A 15,444-nucleotide genomic window follows, 5' to 3' on the forward strand; every position below is an offset into this window, starting at 1 on the left:
CCCAACATTGATGATGATACGATGACGAGAAAAATAAACTGGTTTACCGCGCTGGCCTTAGGCATCAGTAGCTTATCTCAGGCGGAAACGGCCCCCACACCAGCGGCTGGCGTGACTTCGCCCCCGAGTACCGTGGCCGAAGCTCCGCTCACTGAACCTATGGGAGTGGTGGTGCCGCAAGCACCCGATGCGCCGGTGCGCGATGTAAAACTGCCGTTTACCGAGGTAGCACCACCGCCTGGCACCTTTATCCTGCGTGGCACCCGCCCTGAAGGCCAGATTGAGTTTAGCGTGCGCAGTGACGAAGTAGTTTCGCAGGCGCTGCTGGACCTGGAGTTTACCCCTTCACCGTCGCTGATCCCGGTGGAGTCGCACGTCAAGATCTACCTCAACGATGAGTTGATGGGGGTCATCACCATCGCCAAGGAGCAGTTGGGTAAGCCGAATCGTGTCCAGTTGCCGATCGATCCGCGCTATATCACCGATTTTAACCGCATTCGCCTGGTGTTTGTCGGCCATTACCAGAACATCTGTGAGAACCCGGCCAACAGCACGCTGTGGCTGGACGTCAGCAAATCCAGTTCGCTGAGCCTGCGTTACCAGACGCTGCCGGTGAAAAATGAGCTTTCCCACTTCCCGGAACCCTTCTTTGACAGCCGCGACGATCGGCCATTAACGCTGCCGATGGTGTTTGCCGGGCAGCCGGATTTGGAACAACAGCGGGCGGCGGGGATCCTGGCCTCCTGGTTCGGCACTCAGGCGCAATGGCGCGGCCAGTCCTTCCCGACGCTGTTTAACCGCTTGCCAAGCCAGCACGCCATCGTGTTTGCCACCAATAAACAGCGCCCGGACTTCTTGAAAGATTATCCGGCGGTCAACGGGCCGACGGTGGAGATGATCAGCCACCCGGATAACCCCTATGTGAAGCTGTTGTTGGTGCAGGGCCGTGATGATAACGACCTGATCACGGCGGTGAAGGGCATCGCCCAGGGCAATATTCTGTTCCGTGGCCAGAATCTGAGCGTGGATAAGGTTGAACAGTTGGCCGTTCGCCAGCCGTACGATGCGCCAAACTGGGTGCGTACCGATCGTGCGATGAAGTTCAGCGAACTGCAGCAATATGCCGAGCAGTTGCAGACTAACGGCGTCGAACCTGGGCCGATCTCACTGTCGATGAACCTGCCGCCGGATCTGTTCCTGATCCACAGCAACGGCATCGATATGCAGCTGAAATACCGCTATACCTCGCCGCGTATTGAAGATGGTTCCCGCCTGAGCATCAGCCTGAACAATCAGTTTGTGCAGTCCTATGCCCTGGTGCCGGAGCATGAGAAGGGCGCACAGCTGTTGCGCCTGCCGCTGGCCCAGGGATTGCTAGATTCTGACAAGGTGGTCAATATTCCGGTACTGAAGTTGGGGGCGACCAACCAGTTGCGCTTTGACTTCGATTACACCACGCTGCTGGCCAGCGGTGCCGAAGGGCGTTGCGAAACCTATTCCTTGGCGCCGAACCATGCGGTGATCGACGGCAATTCCACCATCGATTTCTCCGGCTATCGTCACTTTATTACCATGCCCGATCTACGCTCCTTTGCCAACGCCGGTTTCCCTTTCAGCCGCCTGGCAGATCTGTCGCAAACGTTGGTGCTGGTGAACAAACAGCCACAACCCGCTCAAGTGAGCGCCTTGCTCAACGCCATGGGTAACATGGGGGCGCAAACCGGTTATCCGGCGCTGGCTTTCTCGCTGTCCGATGACTGGTCGCAGGCCAAGGATAAGGACGCCGATATCCTGTTGATCGGCACCATTCCACCGGAACTGCGTGATGACAAGAAAATCAATCTGCTGGTAGAGGCGACGCTGAGCTGGGTGAAAATGCCGATGCGCCAACTGCCGCTGCCGAGTATGGATGTGCAGCAGGACGACGCCACACCGGGCAGTAAAACCACCATCAGCTCGGAAGGGGCGATGGCGGCCGTGATCGGCGTGCAGTCCCCGTTCCACGATCAGCGCAGTATTGTGGCCCTGCTGGCAGACAGCCCACGGGGTTATGAGTTACTGAACAATGCGCAGTTAGACAGCGGTAAGCGTGCGGCGATGTTTGGTTCCGTGGCGGTGATCCGTGAGTCCGGCGTCGATAGTTTGCGTGTGGGGGATGTTTACTACGTTGGCCATCTGCCGTGGTGGGAACGTATATGGTTCGCGTTGTCGACGCATCCACTGTTGCTGGGCGCGATAGCCGCGCTGGTAGTGGTAATGATGGCTCTGTTGCTGCGGCGTGGTCTGAAGGCCTTTAGCCGTCGTCGTCTGTCACCGGAAGATCGGGATTAATTGCCATGATGGGGATTTGCCTGCGCCGCCTGCTGCCTGGTCTGATGTTGCTTTGTGCGTTCAGCACGGCGGCAAGCTGTGATTGGCCTGCCTGGCAGCAGTACCAACAGTTTTATCTTAGCGAGGAAGGGCGGGTAATCGATCCCAGCAGCCCGAAGCGCATTACCACGTCCGAAGGGCAGAGCTATGGCATGTTCTTCGCGCTGGTGGCCAACGATCGGCCTGCCTTCGATAAGCTGTTGGCGTGGACGGAGAACAATCTCGCCTCTGGTGACCTGAGCGCACATCTGCCGGCTTGGTTGTGGGGGCAGGATGATAACAAGGCCTGGAAGGTGCTGGACAGCAACTCGGCTGCCGATGCGGATCTGTGGATTGCGTATAACCTGCTGGAGGCGGGGCGGCTGTGGCAAAGCCGCCGCTATCAAACATTGGGCACGCTGTTGTTGCAACGGATTGGCCGTGAAGAGGTGGCGAATATCCCCGGTTTGGGGCTGATGCTGCTGCCGGGGAAGATGGGTTTTGTGGCTGAGGATCGCTGGCGCTTGAACCCCAGCTATTTACCGCCGCAGTTGCTGGCCCGCTTTGCCCAATTGAACGGGCCGTGGCGAGCGATGCAGAAAACCAGCCAGCGGTTGCTGTTGGAAACGGCTCCGCAAGGATTTTCACCAGACTGGGCCGAGTGGCAAGCGGGCAAAGGCTGGCAGCCCGATCCCGTCAAACCTGATGTCGGCAGCTATGACGCCATCCGCGTTTATCTCTGGGCCGGGATGTTGGCGGACGACGATCCTCATAAAGCGGCGCTGATGAAGCAGTTCCAACCGATGGTACGCCTTACCGCCCAGCTTGGTGCAGTGCCGGAGACGGTCGATACAGCTAGCGGAAAAGCCAACGGTACTGGCCCGGTAGGCTTCTCCGCCGCGATGTTGCCGTTATTGGCCGCACAGCCTGATGCCCTGGCGGTGCAACGCCAACGTATTCAGGATAACCCTCTGGGTAATGATGCCTATTTCAGCGCCTCTTTGCTGTTGTTCGGCCAGGGATGGGATCAGCAACGCTATCGTTTCAATCGTCAGGGTGAACTTCAACCCGCCTGGAGTAGCCAATGCGCAACTTCACACTAGGCTGGCTAAGCCTGTTTCCTTTAAGTCTGGCTTTGCTGCCGCAGGCGCAGAGTGCCGAGAGCGTTGCCCCGGAGCAATGGCTGCTTGAGCAGGTACGCATCGGCGAAGCCAGCAACAAAGATGAACTGGTACGTCAATCGCTGTATCGTCTTGAGCTGATGGATCCGAATAATCCTGATGTGATAGCGGCGCGAATGCGCCTGGCGTTGCGGCAGGGGAATCAGGTCTTGGCGCAGCAACAGTTGGATAAGCTGAAGGGGGTGGCACCACAATCGCCGGTGTTCCGCCAGGCAGAAATGAACATGCTGCTGACCCAGCCGGAAACCCGCCAGAAGCTGCAACAGGCACGCCTGATGGCGGCCGCAGGGCGCTTGCCGGAGGCTAAAGCCCAGTACGACGAGCTGTTTCACGGCAATCTGCCAACGCTCGATCTGGCGGTGGAGTATTGGCGTCTGGTGGCCAGGCTACCCGGCCAGGAATTAGCAGCGACAAAGCAACTACAGGCGCTGGATCGGCAATATCCCGGCAACATCACGCTGCGCATGGCGCTGGCGCGGATGCTGTTCAGCCAGGATCGCGACGCTCAGGCCTATGAACTGTTACAGCAAGTGGCAGCCGATCCCGCGGGCCGCGGTTCTGCGGCGGACTTGTGGTTGGAACAGGTCAAAGCGTTGCCGGTCAGCCCGCAGAGCGTGGCGGCGTTGAACCGTTTCCTCGGCGTGTTTGAAAGTGGTGAACAGGTGATTAGCGCACAACAGGAACTGGCGCGCCAGCGGACGCTGTTGGCCGATCCGGCCTATCGCGCGCGCATGACCGGGCTGGCGCAGGTGAATAAAGGCGGCGGTCGTGCGGCAATCCCGGAACTGAAAAAAGCGCTATCGAGTGCGCCTAATGATGCCGAAGTGCTTGGCGCACTTGGCTTGGCCTATTCCCGCGCCGGCAACCGGCAGCAGGCGTTGAGCCTGTTCCAACAGGCGCAGAAGGCAGACAAGGATAACTACGACAGCAGCAAATGGCAGAGCCTGATCAAAACCACCCGTTACTGGCTGGCGATCGATGCGGGTGACAAGGCGTTAAAGGCCAATAACCTGCCGTTGGCACAGCAACAATACCAGCAGGCACGGCAGATTGATAACAGTGACAGCGATGCGTTGATCGGCCTGGGCGACGTTGCCGTCGCCCGTAAGGATGATGCTGCCGCCGAGCGTTATTATCAGCAGGCTCTGCGCCTGGATCCGGGCAGCGGTAGCGCGGTGCGGGGCTTGGTGAATATCTACCAGCGGCAGTCGCCACAAAAAGCGCTGGCCTACCTTAATGGTCTGCCTCGGGGGCAGCAGAACAAGCTGCGCAGCACTCTCGACGGGCTGCAATTGGATATGCTCAAACAGCAGGCCGACGAACTGGCCCAGCGACAGCAGTGGCCAGAGGCGGCGGAAAAGTACCGGCAGGCGCACCAGAAGGATCCTGATGAAGTCTGGCTGACTTACCACTATGCGCAAACTCTGCGTCAGGCCGGGCAACCGCAGCAGGCCGACGTGCTGATGCGTCAACTGGCCGCGAAGAAGTCCGGCGATCCGCAGCAGGTTTACGCTTATGCGCTGTACCTGGCTGGCAGCGATCGTGATAACCAGGCGTTGGCCCAGTTGAATACATTGCCCAAAGCGCAGTGGAACGACGGGATGCGTGAGATGGCACAGCGCTTGCAGATGCAGGCCACGCTCGATCATGCTGAACGGCTCCGAACGGCTGGTGATGAATCCGCAGCCATCGCCTATCTGCGCCAGCAGCCCCCGGCAACGCGCATCGACCTGACCTTGGCTGACTGGGCGCTGGAGCGGGGAGAGTATGACGAGGCGCTGGCGGATTATCAGCGGGTGCGTGCTCGTGAGCCGAATAATCCGGATGCGCGTTTGGGGGAGATTGAAGCCTATGTGGCTCAAGGTCAGCTGAGCGAGGCCCGCCAACGGCTGCAAACGGTACCGGTGCAACCGGACGAGTCGATCAATGGCCAGCGCCGTGTTGCCAATGCCTGGACGGCGGTGGGTGAGCCGCAGAAAGCGACCAACATCTTCACACGGTTAAAAGTGGCTGCCCAGCAAGAGCCGCCGGGACAGGCCAAAGCCTTGGTGTATCGTGATGCTGCCAGGCTGGAACAAAAGCAGTTGCAACCGCAACCGGCGCAGCAGGATTATCGCCAGGCGATGGTGGCCAGCGGCATTGCGCCAACGGTTCCTGAGGATAATGACGGTTATACCCGTCTGACCCGCAATAACGCGAAGGATGACTGGCTAAAACGCGGCATTCGCTCCGATGCCGCCGATCTTTATCGCCAACAGGACGTCAGGGTCACGCTCGATCATGACTACTGGCGTTCGAGCGGCACCGGTGGCATCTCGGATTATCAGGCACATGACACCATGTTGCAGTTGGATATGCCGCTGTATGACGGCCGGGCGTTCCTGCGAACCGACACCGTCCAACTGAACGCGGGCAGCTTCTCGACCGATAATAACGGCAAGTACTTCGAAACCTTTGGCACCTGTAACACGCAGGGTTGCAGCGGTAACGAACGGCAAAAAACCACCGGCACTAGCGTGGCGGCCGGTTGGGCCAACGACCATTGGCAAACCGATATCGGCACTACCCCGATGGGATTTGAGGTGGTGGATTGGGTCGGCGGCGTGGCCTATAGCGGTGACTGGAATCATATCGGTTGGACGCTGGGCGCCTCACGGCGGCCGATTACCAGCTCGCTGTTGGCCTTCGGCGGGACGCGCGATCCGAACACCGGCACTACCTGGGGCGGCGTACGTGCTACCGGTATCAACCTGAGCGCCAGCTACGATCGCGGTGAAGCCAACGGCGTGTGGGCCGATCTCAGTGCTCATCAGCTTACCGGCCAGAATGTCGAGGATAACCAGCGCCAGCGCTTGATGGCCGGTTATTACTATAAGGTGATAAACGAAGATAACCGCCGTGCCACCGTTGGGCTGAGCACCATGCTCTGGCACTATCAGAAGGACTTGAGCGGTTACTCTCTTGGGCAGGGGGGCTATTACAGCCCGCAGCAATATGTTTCGCTGGCGGTGCCGGTGAACTATCGCCAGCGCACGGAAAACTGGTCGTGGGAAGTGGGGGGATCGGTGTCGATCTCGCACTCGAAAACCAACGATGAAAAACGCTATCCCCTGCAAGGACTGATCCCAAGCTCCCTGCCAGACAGGGACGCAGTGGAAAGTGGTGGCTCCTCCTCTGGCGTGGGCTACACGCTGCGAGCTCTGATCGAACGCCGCCTCAGTTCCCATTGGACGCTGGGGGCCGGCATCGATATTCAACAGGCTAAAGACTATACCCCGAGCCATGCGTTGATTTATCTGCGTTACTCGCTCGCCGGTTGGCAGGGCGATCTCGATCTGCCACCGCAGCCGCTGACGCCTTACGCCGACTTCAAGTAACGTGAAATTGGTCGATTCGTGGTGTCGCCCACAGGGTAGTTTTGCTACCCTGTGGCTATTCCGGCTAGGATAATACCGAAACCCGCGCTTTTCCTGCTGCCACCAGGCGGTTGGTAAGGAAAACACGCGGGGCAATCGAGTATACTCAAGCCGCTTATCCAGCAAGCAATTTTTCCCCTTACCCCAGTCCCTCCTTGCAGGAACTGATATGGAGCTGCGGTCAGGCACAAGAGTCAGGTTTTAGAGCATTCAATCCCTTCTCCCTGTGGGAGTGGGTTAGGGTGAGGGGGGCATAACTCTCTATCCGTCCTTATCAATCTAGGAGTGCAGGTTTTTGCGGGTCAGGCGTTCATTAACGATTAAGCAGATGGCGGCGGTGTCTGGTGTGGCACTGGTGACGATCTGTATCTTCATCGTGATCCAGTTATTCCACTTTGTGCATCAGCGCAGGGATGACTACGCTCAGCAACTGGAGAATGTAGCCCAGGCCGTGCGTCAGCCTCTGGCAGAAGCCGTGCTGCGGATGGATGTGCCGGAAACCAAACGCGTGCTCAACTCTCTGCAGCCAGTGGGGATCCTCACCCGAGCGGATATCGTCCTGCCGAACGAGTTTCAGGCGCTGCATGCCAATTTCCCGCCGGAACGCCCGGTCCCTGCGCTAGTGGCGCGTATCTTTGAGCTGCCGGTACAGATTTCTGTGCCGCTCTATTCGCTTGAGCGGGTGCCTGCCAACCCTCAGCCGCTGGCCTATCTGGTGTTGCAGGCCGATTCGTACCGCATGTATCAGTTTATCCTCAGCACGTTATCGACCATGCTGTCGACCTATCTGCTGTTGGCGCTGATCCTGTCGATTGCCGTTAGCTGGTGCATGAACCGGCTGTTGGTTTATCCATTGCGAGCCATGGCGCGCGAACTGGAAAATGTCCCTCAGGAAGATCTCCCTTACCATCAACTGATGTTGCCAGCCCAACATCAGGACGATGAATTGGGCTTGCTGGTGCGCAATTACAACCGCAACCAGCAAACGCTGGCCAAGGCGCATACCGCCATGAGCCGCCTGAGCACCCATAACTCGATGACCGAATTACCCAATCCGGTGCTGTTTGCTGCGCTGCTTGAAGAGCATATTGCTGCCAGTATGCGGCCACCGCGCTTTAATCTGTTGGTCGTGGGGATCGAAACCCTGCATGAAGCCTCCGGCGCGCTGAACCCATCCATGCGTGAAGCGCTGTTGCTGACGCTGGCGAAAAAGCTGCGTCAGGTTATCGGCGTGGACTGCGTGCTGGCACAGCTGAGCAATGCCGAGTTTGCCATCCTGGCGAAAAATATTGAGCAACCCATTCACGCCATGCAGTTGGCCAGAAGAGTGATGGCGGCCATCAACGCGCCACTGAACCTGCAACAGAAGATGCCGCTGCGGCCAAGCGCCAGTATCGGCATTGCCCATTATCCCAATTCGGGGGAAAGCGCGGAGCAACTGCTGCGTAGTGCCACCTCGGCCATGATGTCGGCGCATCGTGAGGGTAAAAATCAGATCCTGTTCTTCGAACCTTGCCTGACCGAAAAAACCCAAAAACGTCTGACGCAGGAAAGCGAGATCTTGCAGGCCTTGGAGCAAGGTCAGTTTGCGCTATTCCTGCAACCGCAGTGGGATATGCAAACCAATCAGGTGACCGGCGCGGAAGCCCTGCTGCGTTGGCAACTGCCAGACGGGCAGATTATTCTCCCGGCGGATGTGATCCCGCTGGCGGAGGAGTTGGACGTGATCGTGCCACTGGGTAACTGGGTGCTGGAAGAGTCATGCCGTATTCTGGCCGCGTGGCAATCCCAGGGCATCACGTTGCCGTTGGCGGTAAATATTTCGCCGATCCAGCTGCAGCATAAAGACTTTGTGCCCCAGTTGAAACGGCTGCTGGCCGAGCACCAGATCGACCCGCATAAGCTGCTGCTGGAAATCACCGAGACGGTGCGTATCCACGACCTTGATGAGGCGTTGGAATTACTACGTCAGTTGCATGATTTAGGCGTGTTGATCGCCTTGGATGATTTTGGCATGGGCTATGCCAGCCTGAATTACCTCAATCGTCTGAAATCCTTGCCGATCGATCTGATTAAAATCGACAAAAGCTTTATCGATGGCCTGCCAGAGGACGATGCGATGGTGCGGATCGTCAGCTCGATTTCCGAGGTGCTTAACCTGCCGGTAATGGCGGAAGGGGTGGAAACCGCGGCGCAGCGAGACTGGCTATTACAGCACGGTATTCGTACTGGCCAGGGCTTCCTGTTTGCTAAGCCCTTACCCCGCAAGGAGTTTGAAGCGCAGTTTGCCTGCGTTGCCGAAGCGTGACCTCAGTGGAAAATCGGCAATGAAATTTGTTTCTAATGTGTTAATGTTCACAAAAATTAGATCATTATCTCAACCGCAAAAGCCATTCCCTTTACTCTATCCGTAAATTCAGGATCTTAGCAATAAAAGGGAACGACACCATGGCTGACATACCGCTTAAATCTTCTACCTCATCACCCGCCACCCGTCGGGGGTTGTGTATCCTGGTGGCCGACTTGTTGCTGTTTGTGGTTCTACTGCAAACCCTGCCGTTTAGCGCTAAGGAGAATATGGGCCTGGCCTTGCTGGTGTTTATCGGCATTCTATGGCTTACCGAGGCCGTGCACGTCACCATTACCGCACTGCTGGTTCCCGTTATGGCGGTAGGTATGGGCATGATGAATGTGGATAAGGCGCTGGCTTCCTTTGCCAATCCCACCATTTTCCTGTTCTTTGGCGGTTTTGCGCTGGCCACTGCACTGCATATCCAGAAGATTGATCGGCTGATCGCCAACCGGCTGCTGTTGCTTGCCAAAGGCCGGATGCTGGTGGCTGCTCTGATGCTGTTTGGTGCCACTGCCCTACTTTCTATGTGGATCAGCAACACTGCCACCGCTGCTATGATGCTGCCATTGGCGATGGGTATTTTGAGTAATCTGGATCGCCAACGCGAGCATAACACTTACGTCTTTCTGCTATTGGGTATCGCCTACAGTGCCAGCATTGGCGGGCTGGGTACCATGGTTGGCAGCCCGCCCAATGCTATCGCGGCGGCTCAGCTGGGGCTGGATTTCATCGGCTGGATGAAGTTTGGTGTGCCAGTGATGCTGGTATTGATGCCATTGATGGTGGCTACGCTGTACGTCATGTTGCGGCCAAGACTGAGTCATCGCTTTGAAATCACATTGGAAAGCTTCTCTTGGACGCCAGTGCGTCAGATGACACTCGGTATTTTCCTGCTCACCGTAGTGTGCTGGATTTTCAGCAGCCATATCAGCGCGGCCCTGGGGGGATTGAAGCAGTTTGATACCGTGGTGGCGGTAGGTGCTGCGGTATTGATCGGTATCAGCGGAGTGGCCAGTTGGGCGCAGATCCAGCAGAACACTGATTGGGGAGTGCTGATGCTGTTCGGCGGTGGATTAACGCTGAGTGTGATCCTGAAAGATTCAGGGGCTAGCGCCGTGATGGCGCACGGCATGGCAACACTGTTCGGTGCCAGCCACTGGTTTATCATCATTCTGGCTGTGGCGACTTTCATCATATTCCTGACAGAATTCACCAGCAATACCGCCAGCGCAGCGCTGCTGGTGCCGGTGTTTGCGACGGTTGCCGAGGCTTTGGGGATGCCTTCGGCATTGCTGACCATTGTGATTGGCATCGGGGCTTCCTGCGCCTTTATGCTGCCAGTGGCGACACCACCGAATGCAATTGTTTATGGCACCGGTGAAATACGGCAAAGTGAAATGGTCAAGGTTGGTTTCTGGCTGAACATAGTTTGTGTTCTGGTGGTGAGCCTGTTCGCCTGGTTTATCTGGCGCTGAGTTTCTATCCTCCCGCCCGGTACTTTTCGGGCGGGAGAGTTCGCTTAATTTACTAGTCAAAAAATAGTTTCTACCGTTATCTAATCTGAGTTAATGCAAAGGAAAGTTGACGTAAGGCCGGAAGTTGTACACTGACTGACGCGTTTCAGCTCTTAAATTCACACCAATAGGCCTGGATTTTTCCAACAAGTTATTTCCATGTTGTTATAGGGGTGTTATTTTCCGCGCAAGCGATAAAACAGGACGGACGAGTGATTGCCCGGCTGCCGCGTTGTCTCCCCCCAAAGGATGTGCTAATGAAAACAACTATATTTAAAAGCCTCTATTTTCAGGTGTTAACAGCGATTACGCTGGGGATCCTGCTTGGCCATTTCTACCCTGACCTCGGTGCCCAGATGAAACCCCTGGGTGATGGATTTGTTAAATTAATCAAAATGATTATCGCTCCGGTGATTTTCTGTACTGTGGTGACCGGCATCGCGGGCATGGAGAGCATGAAGGCCGTGGGCCGTACCGGGGCGATTGCCCTGCTGTACTTTGAAATCGTCAGTACCATTGCGTTGCTGATCGGCCTGGTGATTGTTAATGTGGTGCAACCCGGTGCCGGGATGAACGTCGATGCGGGAACGCTGGATGCCAAAGCGGTAGCAGTCTATGCCGAGCAGGCTTCGCAGCAGGGCATCGTGCCTTTCCTGTTGGATATTATCCCGGGTAGCGTGGTAGGTGCCTTTGCCAGCGGCAACATCTTGCAGGTGCTGCTGTTTGCGGTACTGTTCGGTTTTGCTCTGCATCGCCTGGGTGAGAAAGGTCAGGTGATCTTTAACGTCATCGACAGCTTCTCCCGTGTCATTTTCGGCATCATCAATATGATTATGCGCCTGGCGCCGCTGGGGGCTTTTGGTGCCATGGCGTTCACTATCGGTAAATACGGTGTGGGCACCCTGTTGCAACTGGGCCAGTTGATAGTCTGCTTCTATGTCACCTGCGTGCTGTTTGTGGTGGTGGTGCTGGGCTCGATTGCCCGTTACAACGGCTTCAACATCTTCAAATTTATTCGCTATATCAAAGAAGAACTACTGATCGTACTGGGTACTTCGTCTTCCGAATCTGTGCTGCCGCGCATGCTCGATAAAATGGAGAATCTGGGATGCAAGAAATCGGTGGTGGGGCTGGTGATCCCGACGGGCTACTCGTTCAACCTTGACGGTACCTCGATCTACCTGACGATGGCGGCGGTGTTTATCGCCCAGGCAACCAACACCCATATGGACATCATGCATCAGGTGACCTTGTTGGTAGTGTTGCTGCTCTCCTCGAAAGGGGCTGCAGGGGTGACCGGCAGTGGCTTTATCGTACTGGCAGCGACCATTTCGGCAGTAGGGCATTTGCCGCTGGCCGGTCTGGCGCTGATCCTCGGTATCGACCGCTTTATGTCAGAAGCTCGCGCCTTGACCAACCTGGTCGGTAACGGTGTGGCGACGGTAGTGGTGGCCAAATGGTGTAACCAACTGGATGAGAAGCAGCTGCAAGACGTGCTGAATAACAGAACAGATAAGGTTGCTACTGACAAAAAGCTGCCTTCCGTCTAAGTTTTTTCCTGCTTTCAACATCGGCTGCCATGGCAGCCGATGTCATTTCCCCTTGCTTCTCGTTCATTTTTTCTCCATAACACCCTACAGCTATTATTTTTCACTGTGATGAGTGACATCCGCCAAGGCGCGCGGTCTAACAGAATGGTACACTTTGCGCTTTCCGCCCTACGGTGAAACTCAGGGTGTGATCGTTGCTGTGCCACGCACAGTTCAGGCCGTACTCGTCAACATCGCGGCGAGACGATGCCTTATATTCCAATGAACGGAATATCCGTATTTGCATAAAAAATTGGCTAGTCATTAAGTAGGGGTTCACATGCAGGGCACCAGAATTCGTCTTTTAGTGGGTGGGCTGCTGTTGGTTGCGGCCAACGGCAGCGTGCACGCTGAAGCGCTACAACCTGATCCTGCCTGGCAGCAGGGGCAGCTGAATAACGGTTTTTCTTGGCAGATCCTTGATACACCACAGCGCCCGAGCGATCGCGTTGAGTTAAGGTTGATGGTCAATACCGGATCGCTGGTGGAGTCGGCCCAGCAGATCGGTTTTGCCCATTTGCTGCCGCGTATTGCGATTACGCGCAGCGAGAGTTTTACCCAGCCGCAGCTACAGTCGCTGTGGCAACAGAGCGTGGACAGTGAACGGCCATTGCCGCCAGCCATTAGCTCTTATGATTTCACCATCTACAACCTTAGCCTGCCCAATAACCGCCCCGATCTGTTGAAAGAGGCGCTGGCCTGGCTGGCGGATACCACGGGTAAGCTGGCTATCGATGAGCCAACGGTAGAGGCGGTGATGAATGCCAATATGGATCCTATCGGTATCTTCCCGCCGGATCCCAAAGACAGCTGGTGGCGTTATCGCCTGAAAGGCTCAACGTTACTGGCACACGATCCGGGCCAATTGGTCAAGCGGCCTGTCAATATCGAGCAACTGCAGAAATTTTATCAGCAGTGGTATACCCCAGATGCCATGACGTTATACGTGGTGGGTAAAGTTGATAGCCGTAGCCTGACCGAACAGATCAACAAGGCGTTCTCGCCTCTCCAAGGCAAGCGCGAAGCGCCGGCAACTATGCCAACCCTGACTCCTCTGCCGCCGCAGCCAGTCAGTCTGATCAGCGATCAGGTGAAGCAGGATACGCTGTCGATCATGTGGGATACGCCATGGCATCCGATTCGCGATTCGCAAAGCCTGAGCCGTTACTGGCGCAGTGATATGGCCCGTGAAGCCCTGTTCTGGCACATTCAGCAGGTGCTGCAAAAGAGCGAGCAGAAAAACATCAAGCTGGGCTTTGACTGCCGGGTGCAGTACCAACGCGCCCAGTGTGCGATCCATCTGAATTCACCGAATGATAATCTGAACAGCGGACTGGCCTTTATTGCCCGCGAATTGGCTAATGTGCGTAACAACGGCCTGTCTCAGGATGAGTTCAATGCCTTGCTGGCACAGAAAACCGATCAGTTGAGCAAACTGTTTGCCACCTATGCCCGCACTGATACCGACGTGCTGATGAGCCAGCGTCTGCGTTCACAGCAAAGTGGCGTAGTGGATATCGCTCCGGAGCAATACCAGAAGCTGCGTCAGGCCTTCTTGTCGTCGCTGACGCTGGAATCGCTGAATCAGGAACTGAAGCTGCAACTGTCGCAGGATGCCACCTTGGTGCTATTACAGCCTAAGGGGGAGCCGGAGATGAATATGAAGCAGCTACAGGAAACCTATAACGGCATCATGGCGCCAGCACCGGCCGTAGTGAGTGAAGAGCCAAAACCGGCGGAAGCGGCTACCGCAGCACCGGAAGCCAGTGCACAGTAATCATTGACCCCTCACCCCAACCCTCTCCCTGTACAGACCGGGGACATGGTAGACAGGTGTTCAAGGACATGGTGAACACTTTTTAACATCCTTTACCCATGATGATCGACCTATTTCTCAGGTCGATCATCCCCACTTTCGTGCTGTACCACCATATCTCGTAGTAGCCCTCTCTCTCACTTTCCTTCAGCCCGACATATTCACCGATAAAGGCCTTGCCCACTTTCAGACCCATCCCTTTCAGGCTTAGTTTTCCACTGACATCCACTTTCCTGACCAGGACCCCCTCGTCATACTCGGCTGCCGCCGGATTGCCATTGTACTGTCGCGATGAAGGCTGATAACGGGACGCTGGCACCGCCATTGACAGGGCTTCGTGTGGGCGTTCCAGGTTGTAGGTATCTCGCCAGGCGTCGAACACCTCCTGCAACTGCGCGGCATGGGTAAACCACCGTCCCTGCAGGAGCTCTGCCTTCAGGCTGCGGTGGAAGCGCTCCAGCTTACCCTGAGTCTGAGGATGATAAGGCCGAGAGTGACCCACCCGGATACCCTGACGCATCAGCCACAGTTCCAGCGCGGTCCAACTGCCCGTCGTGTCGCCCCAGGGGGCACCATTATCCATGGTCATTCTCTCCGGCAAGCCATAACGTTCGAACACCGCTATCAACTGTGACTGCACGGTGACACGTCGCTCGTCCGGGCAGTGCGCCAGACAGAGCGAGAAGCGCGAATGGTCATCCAGCAAGGTCAGCGGATGACAACGCCCTTCGGCGAAGGGGAAGTGGCCTTTAAAGTCCATCTGCCAGAGTCGGTTCGGGGCGTCATGTTCAAAGCGTCCGACGGTGGGCGCCGGTGACGGACCGCCCGGTAGCAGGTCATGGCGGCGCATGAGGTTATGCACGGTGCTGGCGGCCGGTAACGTATGCCCCTGCATCTCGAGCCACCGCTTGAGCTTGCGTGCGCCCCACATCGGATGGGCCAGGTGTGCAGCGCGGAGATGTTGGACAACGGTGTCAGAGGTTCTGCTGGGGGAATGGTGTGGCACTCGAGAACGTTCGTTCAGACCGGCGCGCCCATCAGAGTGCCAGCGATGTAACCACTTGTATGCGGTAGCAGGCGCTATGCCGAACTGACGGCATAGCGCACGGATATTAGCGCCTTCTTGCGAGGCGAAAAGCACAAACTCGGTACGTAATGACATGGCAGATCTCTCATCCCACGGCATAAGCAACTCCACTCAGAAGTACTCATACCTATGTTGTAAG

At 56.6% G+C, this 15,444-nt stretch carries 8 protein-coding genes; 7 read left to right on the top strand and 1 reads right to left on the bottom strand.

Translation table 11 applies throughout. From position 1 onward, the window contains the following. The first annotated feature begins 21 nt into the window (after positions 1-21). From bcsB to KGP16_RS00875, 7 genes are all read left to right on the top strand, one after another. Entirely contained in the window at positions 22-2,331 is a 2,310-nt protein-coding gene (gene bcsB, locus KGP16_RS00845; RefSeq protein WP_223500652.1) for a cellulose biosynthesis cyclic di-GMP-binding regulatory protein BcsB, read from the top strand. An 8-nt stretch (positions 2,332-2,339) separates the two neighbouring features. After that, a complete protein-coding gene (gene bcsZ, locus KGP16_RS00850) occupies positions 2,340-3,452 on the top strand; it encodes a cellulose synthase complex periplasmic endoglucanase BcsZ (protein WP_059201913.1) in 1,113 nt (370 codons plus the stop codon). Beyond that, entirely contained in the window at positions 3,434-6,907 is a 3,474-nt protein-coding gene (bcsC, locus tag KGP16_RS00855; RefSeq protein WP_223500653.1) for a cellulose synthase complex outer membrane protein BcsC, read from the top strand. Before bcsZ ends, bcsC begins: the two co-directional genes overlap by 19 nt. Before the next feature lie 334 nt (positions 6,908-7,241). Beyond that, complete coding sequence (hmsP, locus tag KGP16_RS00860) at positions 7,242-9,254, top strand: biofilm formation regulator HmsP (RefSeq protein WP_223500654.1); 2,013 nt, start codon at positions 7,242-7,244, stop codon at positions 9,252-9,254. 140 nt (positions 9,255-9,394) lie between these two features. Continuing rightward, positions 9,395-10,774: a DASS family sodium-coupled anion symporter gene (locus tag KGP16_RS00865; RefSeq protein ID WP_223500656.1), complete on the top strand. Its 1,380-nt coding sequence runs from the start codon at positions 9,395-9,397 to the stop codon at positions 10,772-10,774. A gap of 296 nt (positions 10,775-11,070) precedes the next feature. Next, entirely contained in the window at positions 11,071-12,363 is a 1,293-nt protein-coding gene (locus KGP16_RS00870) for a dicarboxylate/amino acid:cation symporter (protein ID WP_223500657.1), read from the top strand. Positions 12,364-12,682: 319 nt separating this feature from the next. Then, positions 12,683-14,179, top strand: coding sequence for a pitrilysin family protein (locus KGP16_RS00875; RefSeq protein ID WP_223500659.1), 1,497 nt, complete (start codon positions 12,683-12,685; stop codon positions 14,177-14,179). An 82-nt stretch (positions 14,180-14,261) separates the two neighbouring features. On the opposite strand, the gene KGP16_RS00880 is transcribed toward KGP16_RS00875, so the two are convergent. After that, the gene (locus KGP16_RS00880; protein WP_166733846.1) at positions 14,262-15,416 is read right to left on the bottom strand and encodes an IS481 family transposase; all 1,155 of its coding nucleotides are present in this window, start codon (positions 15,414-15,416) and stop codon (positions 14,262-14,264) included. Positions 15,417-15,444 lie beyond the last annotated feature (28 nt).

The sequence above is a fragment of the Serratia sp. JSRIV006 genome (genome assembly GCF_019968685.1).
Taxonomy (GTDB): Bacteria; Pseudomonadota; Gammaproteobacteria; order Enterobacterales; family Enterobacteriaceae; genus Chania; species Chania fonticola_B.

Coding starts and splice junctions, on each gene's coding strand:
- KGP16_RS00865 (WP_223500656.1), top strand. CDS start 9,395: ATGGCTGACATACCGCTTAAATCTTCTACCTCATCACCCGCCACCCGT.
- bcsC (WP_223500653.1), top strand. CDS start 3,434: ATGCGCAACTTCACACTAGGCTGGCTAAGCCTGTTTCCTTTAAGTCTG.
- KGP16_RS00875 (WP_223500659.1), top strand. CDS start 12,683: ATGCAGGGCACCAGAATTCGTCTTTTAGTGGGTGGGCTGCTGTTGGTT.
- KGP16_RS00870 (WP_223500657.1), top strand. CDS start 11,071: ATGAAAACAACTATATTTAAAAGCCTCTATTTTCAGGTGTTAACAGCG.
- bcsZ (WP_059201913.1), top strand. CDS start 2,340: ATGGGGATTTGCCTGCGCCGCCTGCTGCCTGGTCTGATGTTGCTTTGT.
- bcsB (WP_223500652.1), top strand. CDS start 22: ATGACGAGAAAAATAAACTGGTTTACCGCGCTGGCCTTAGGCATCAGT.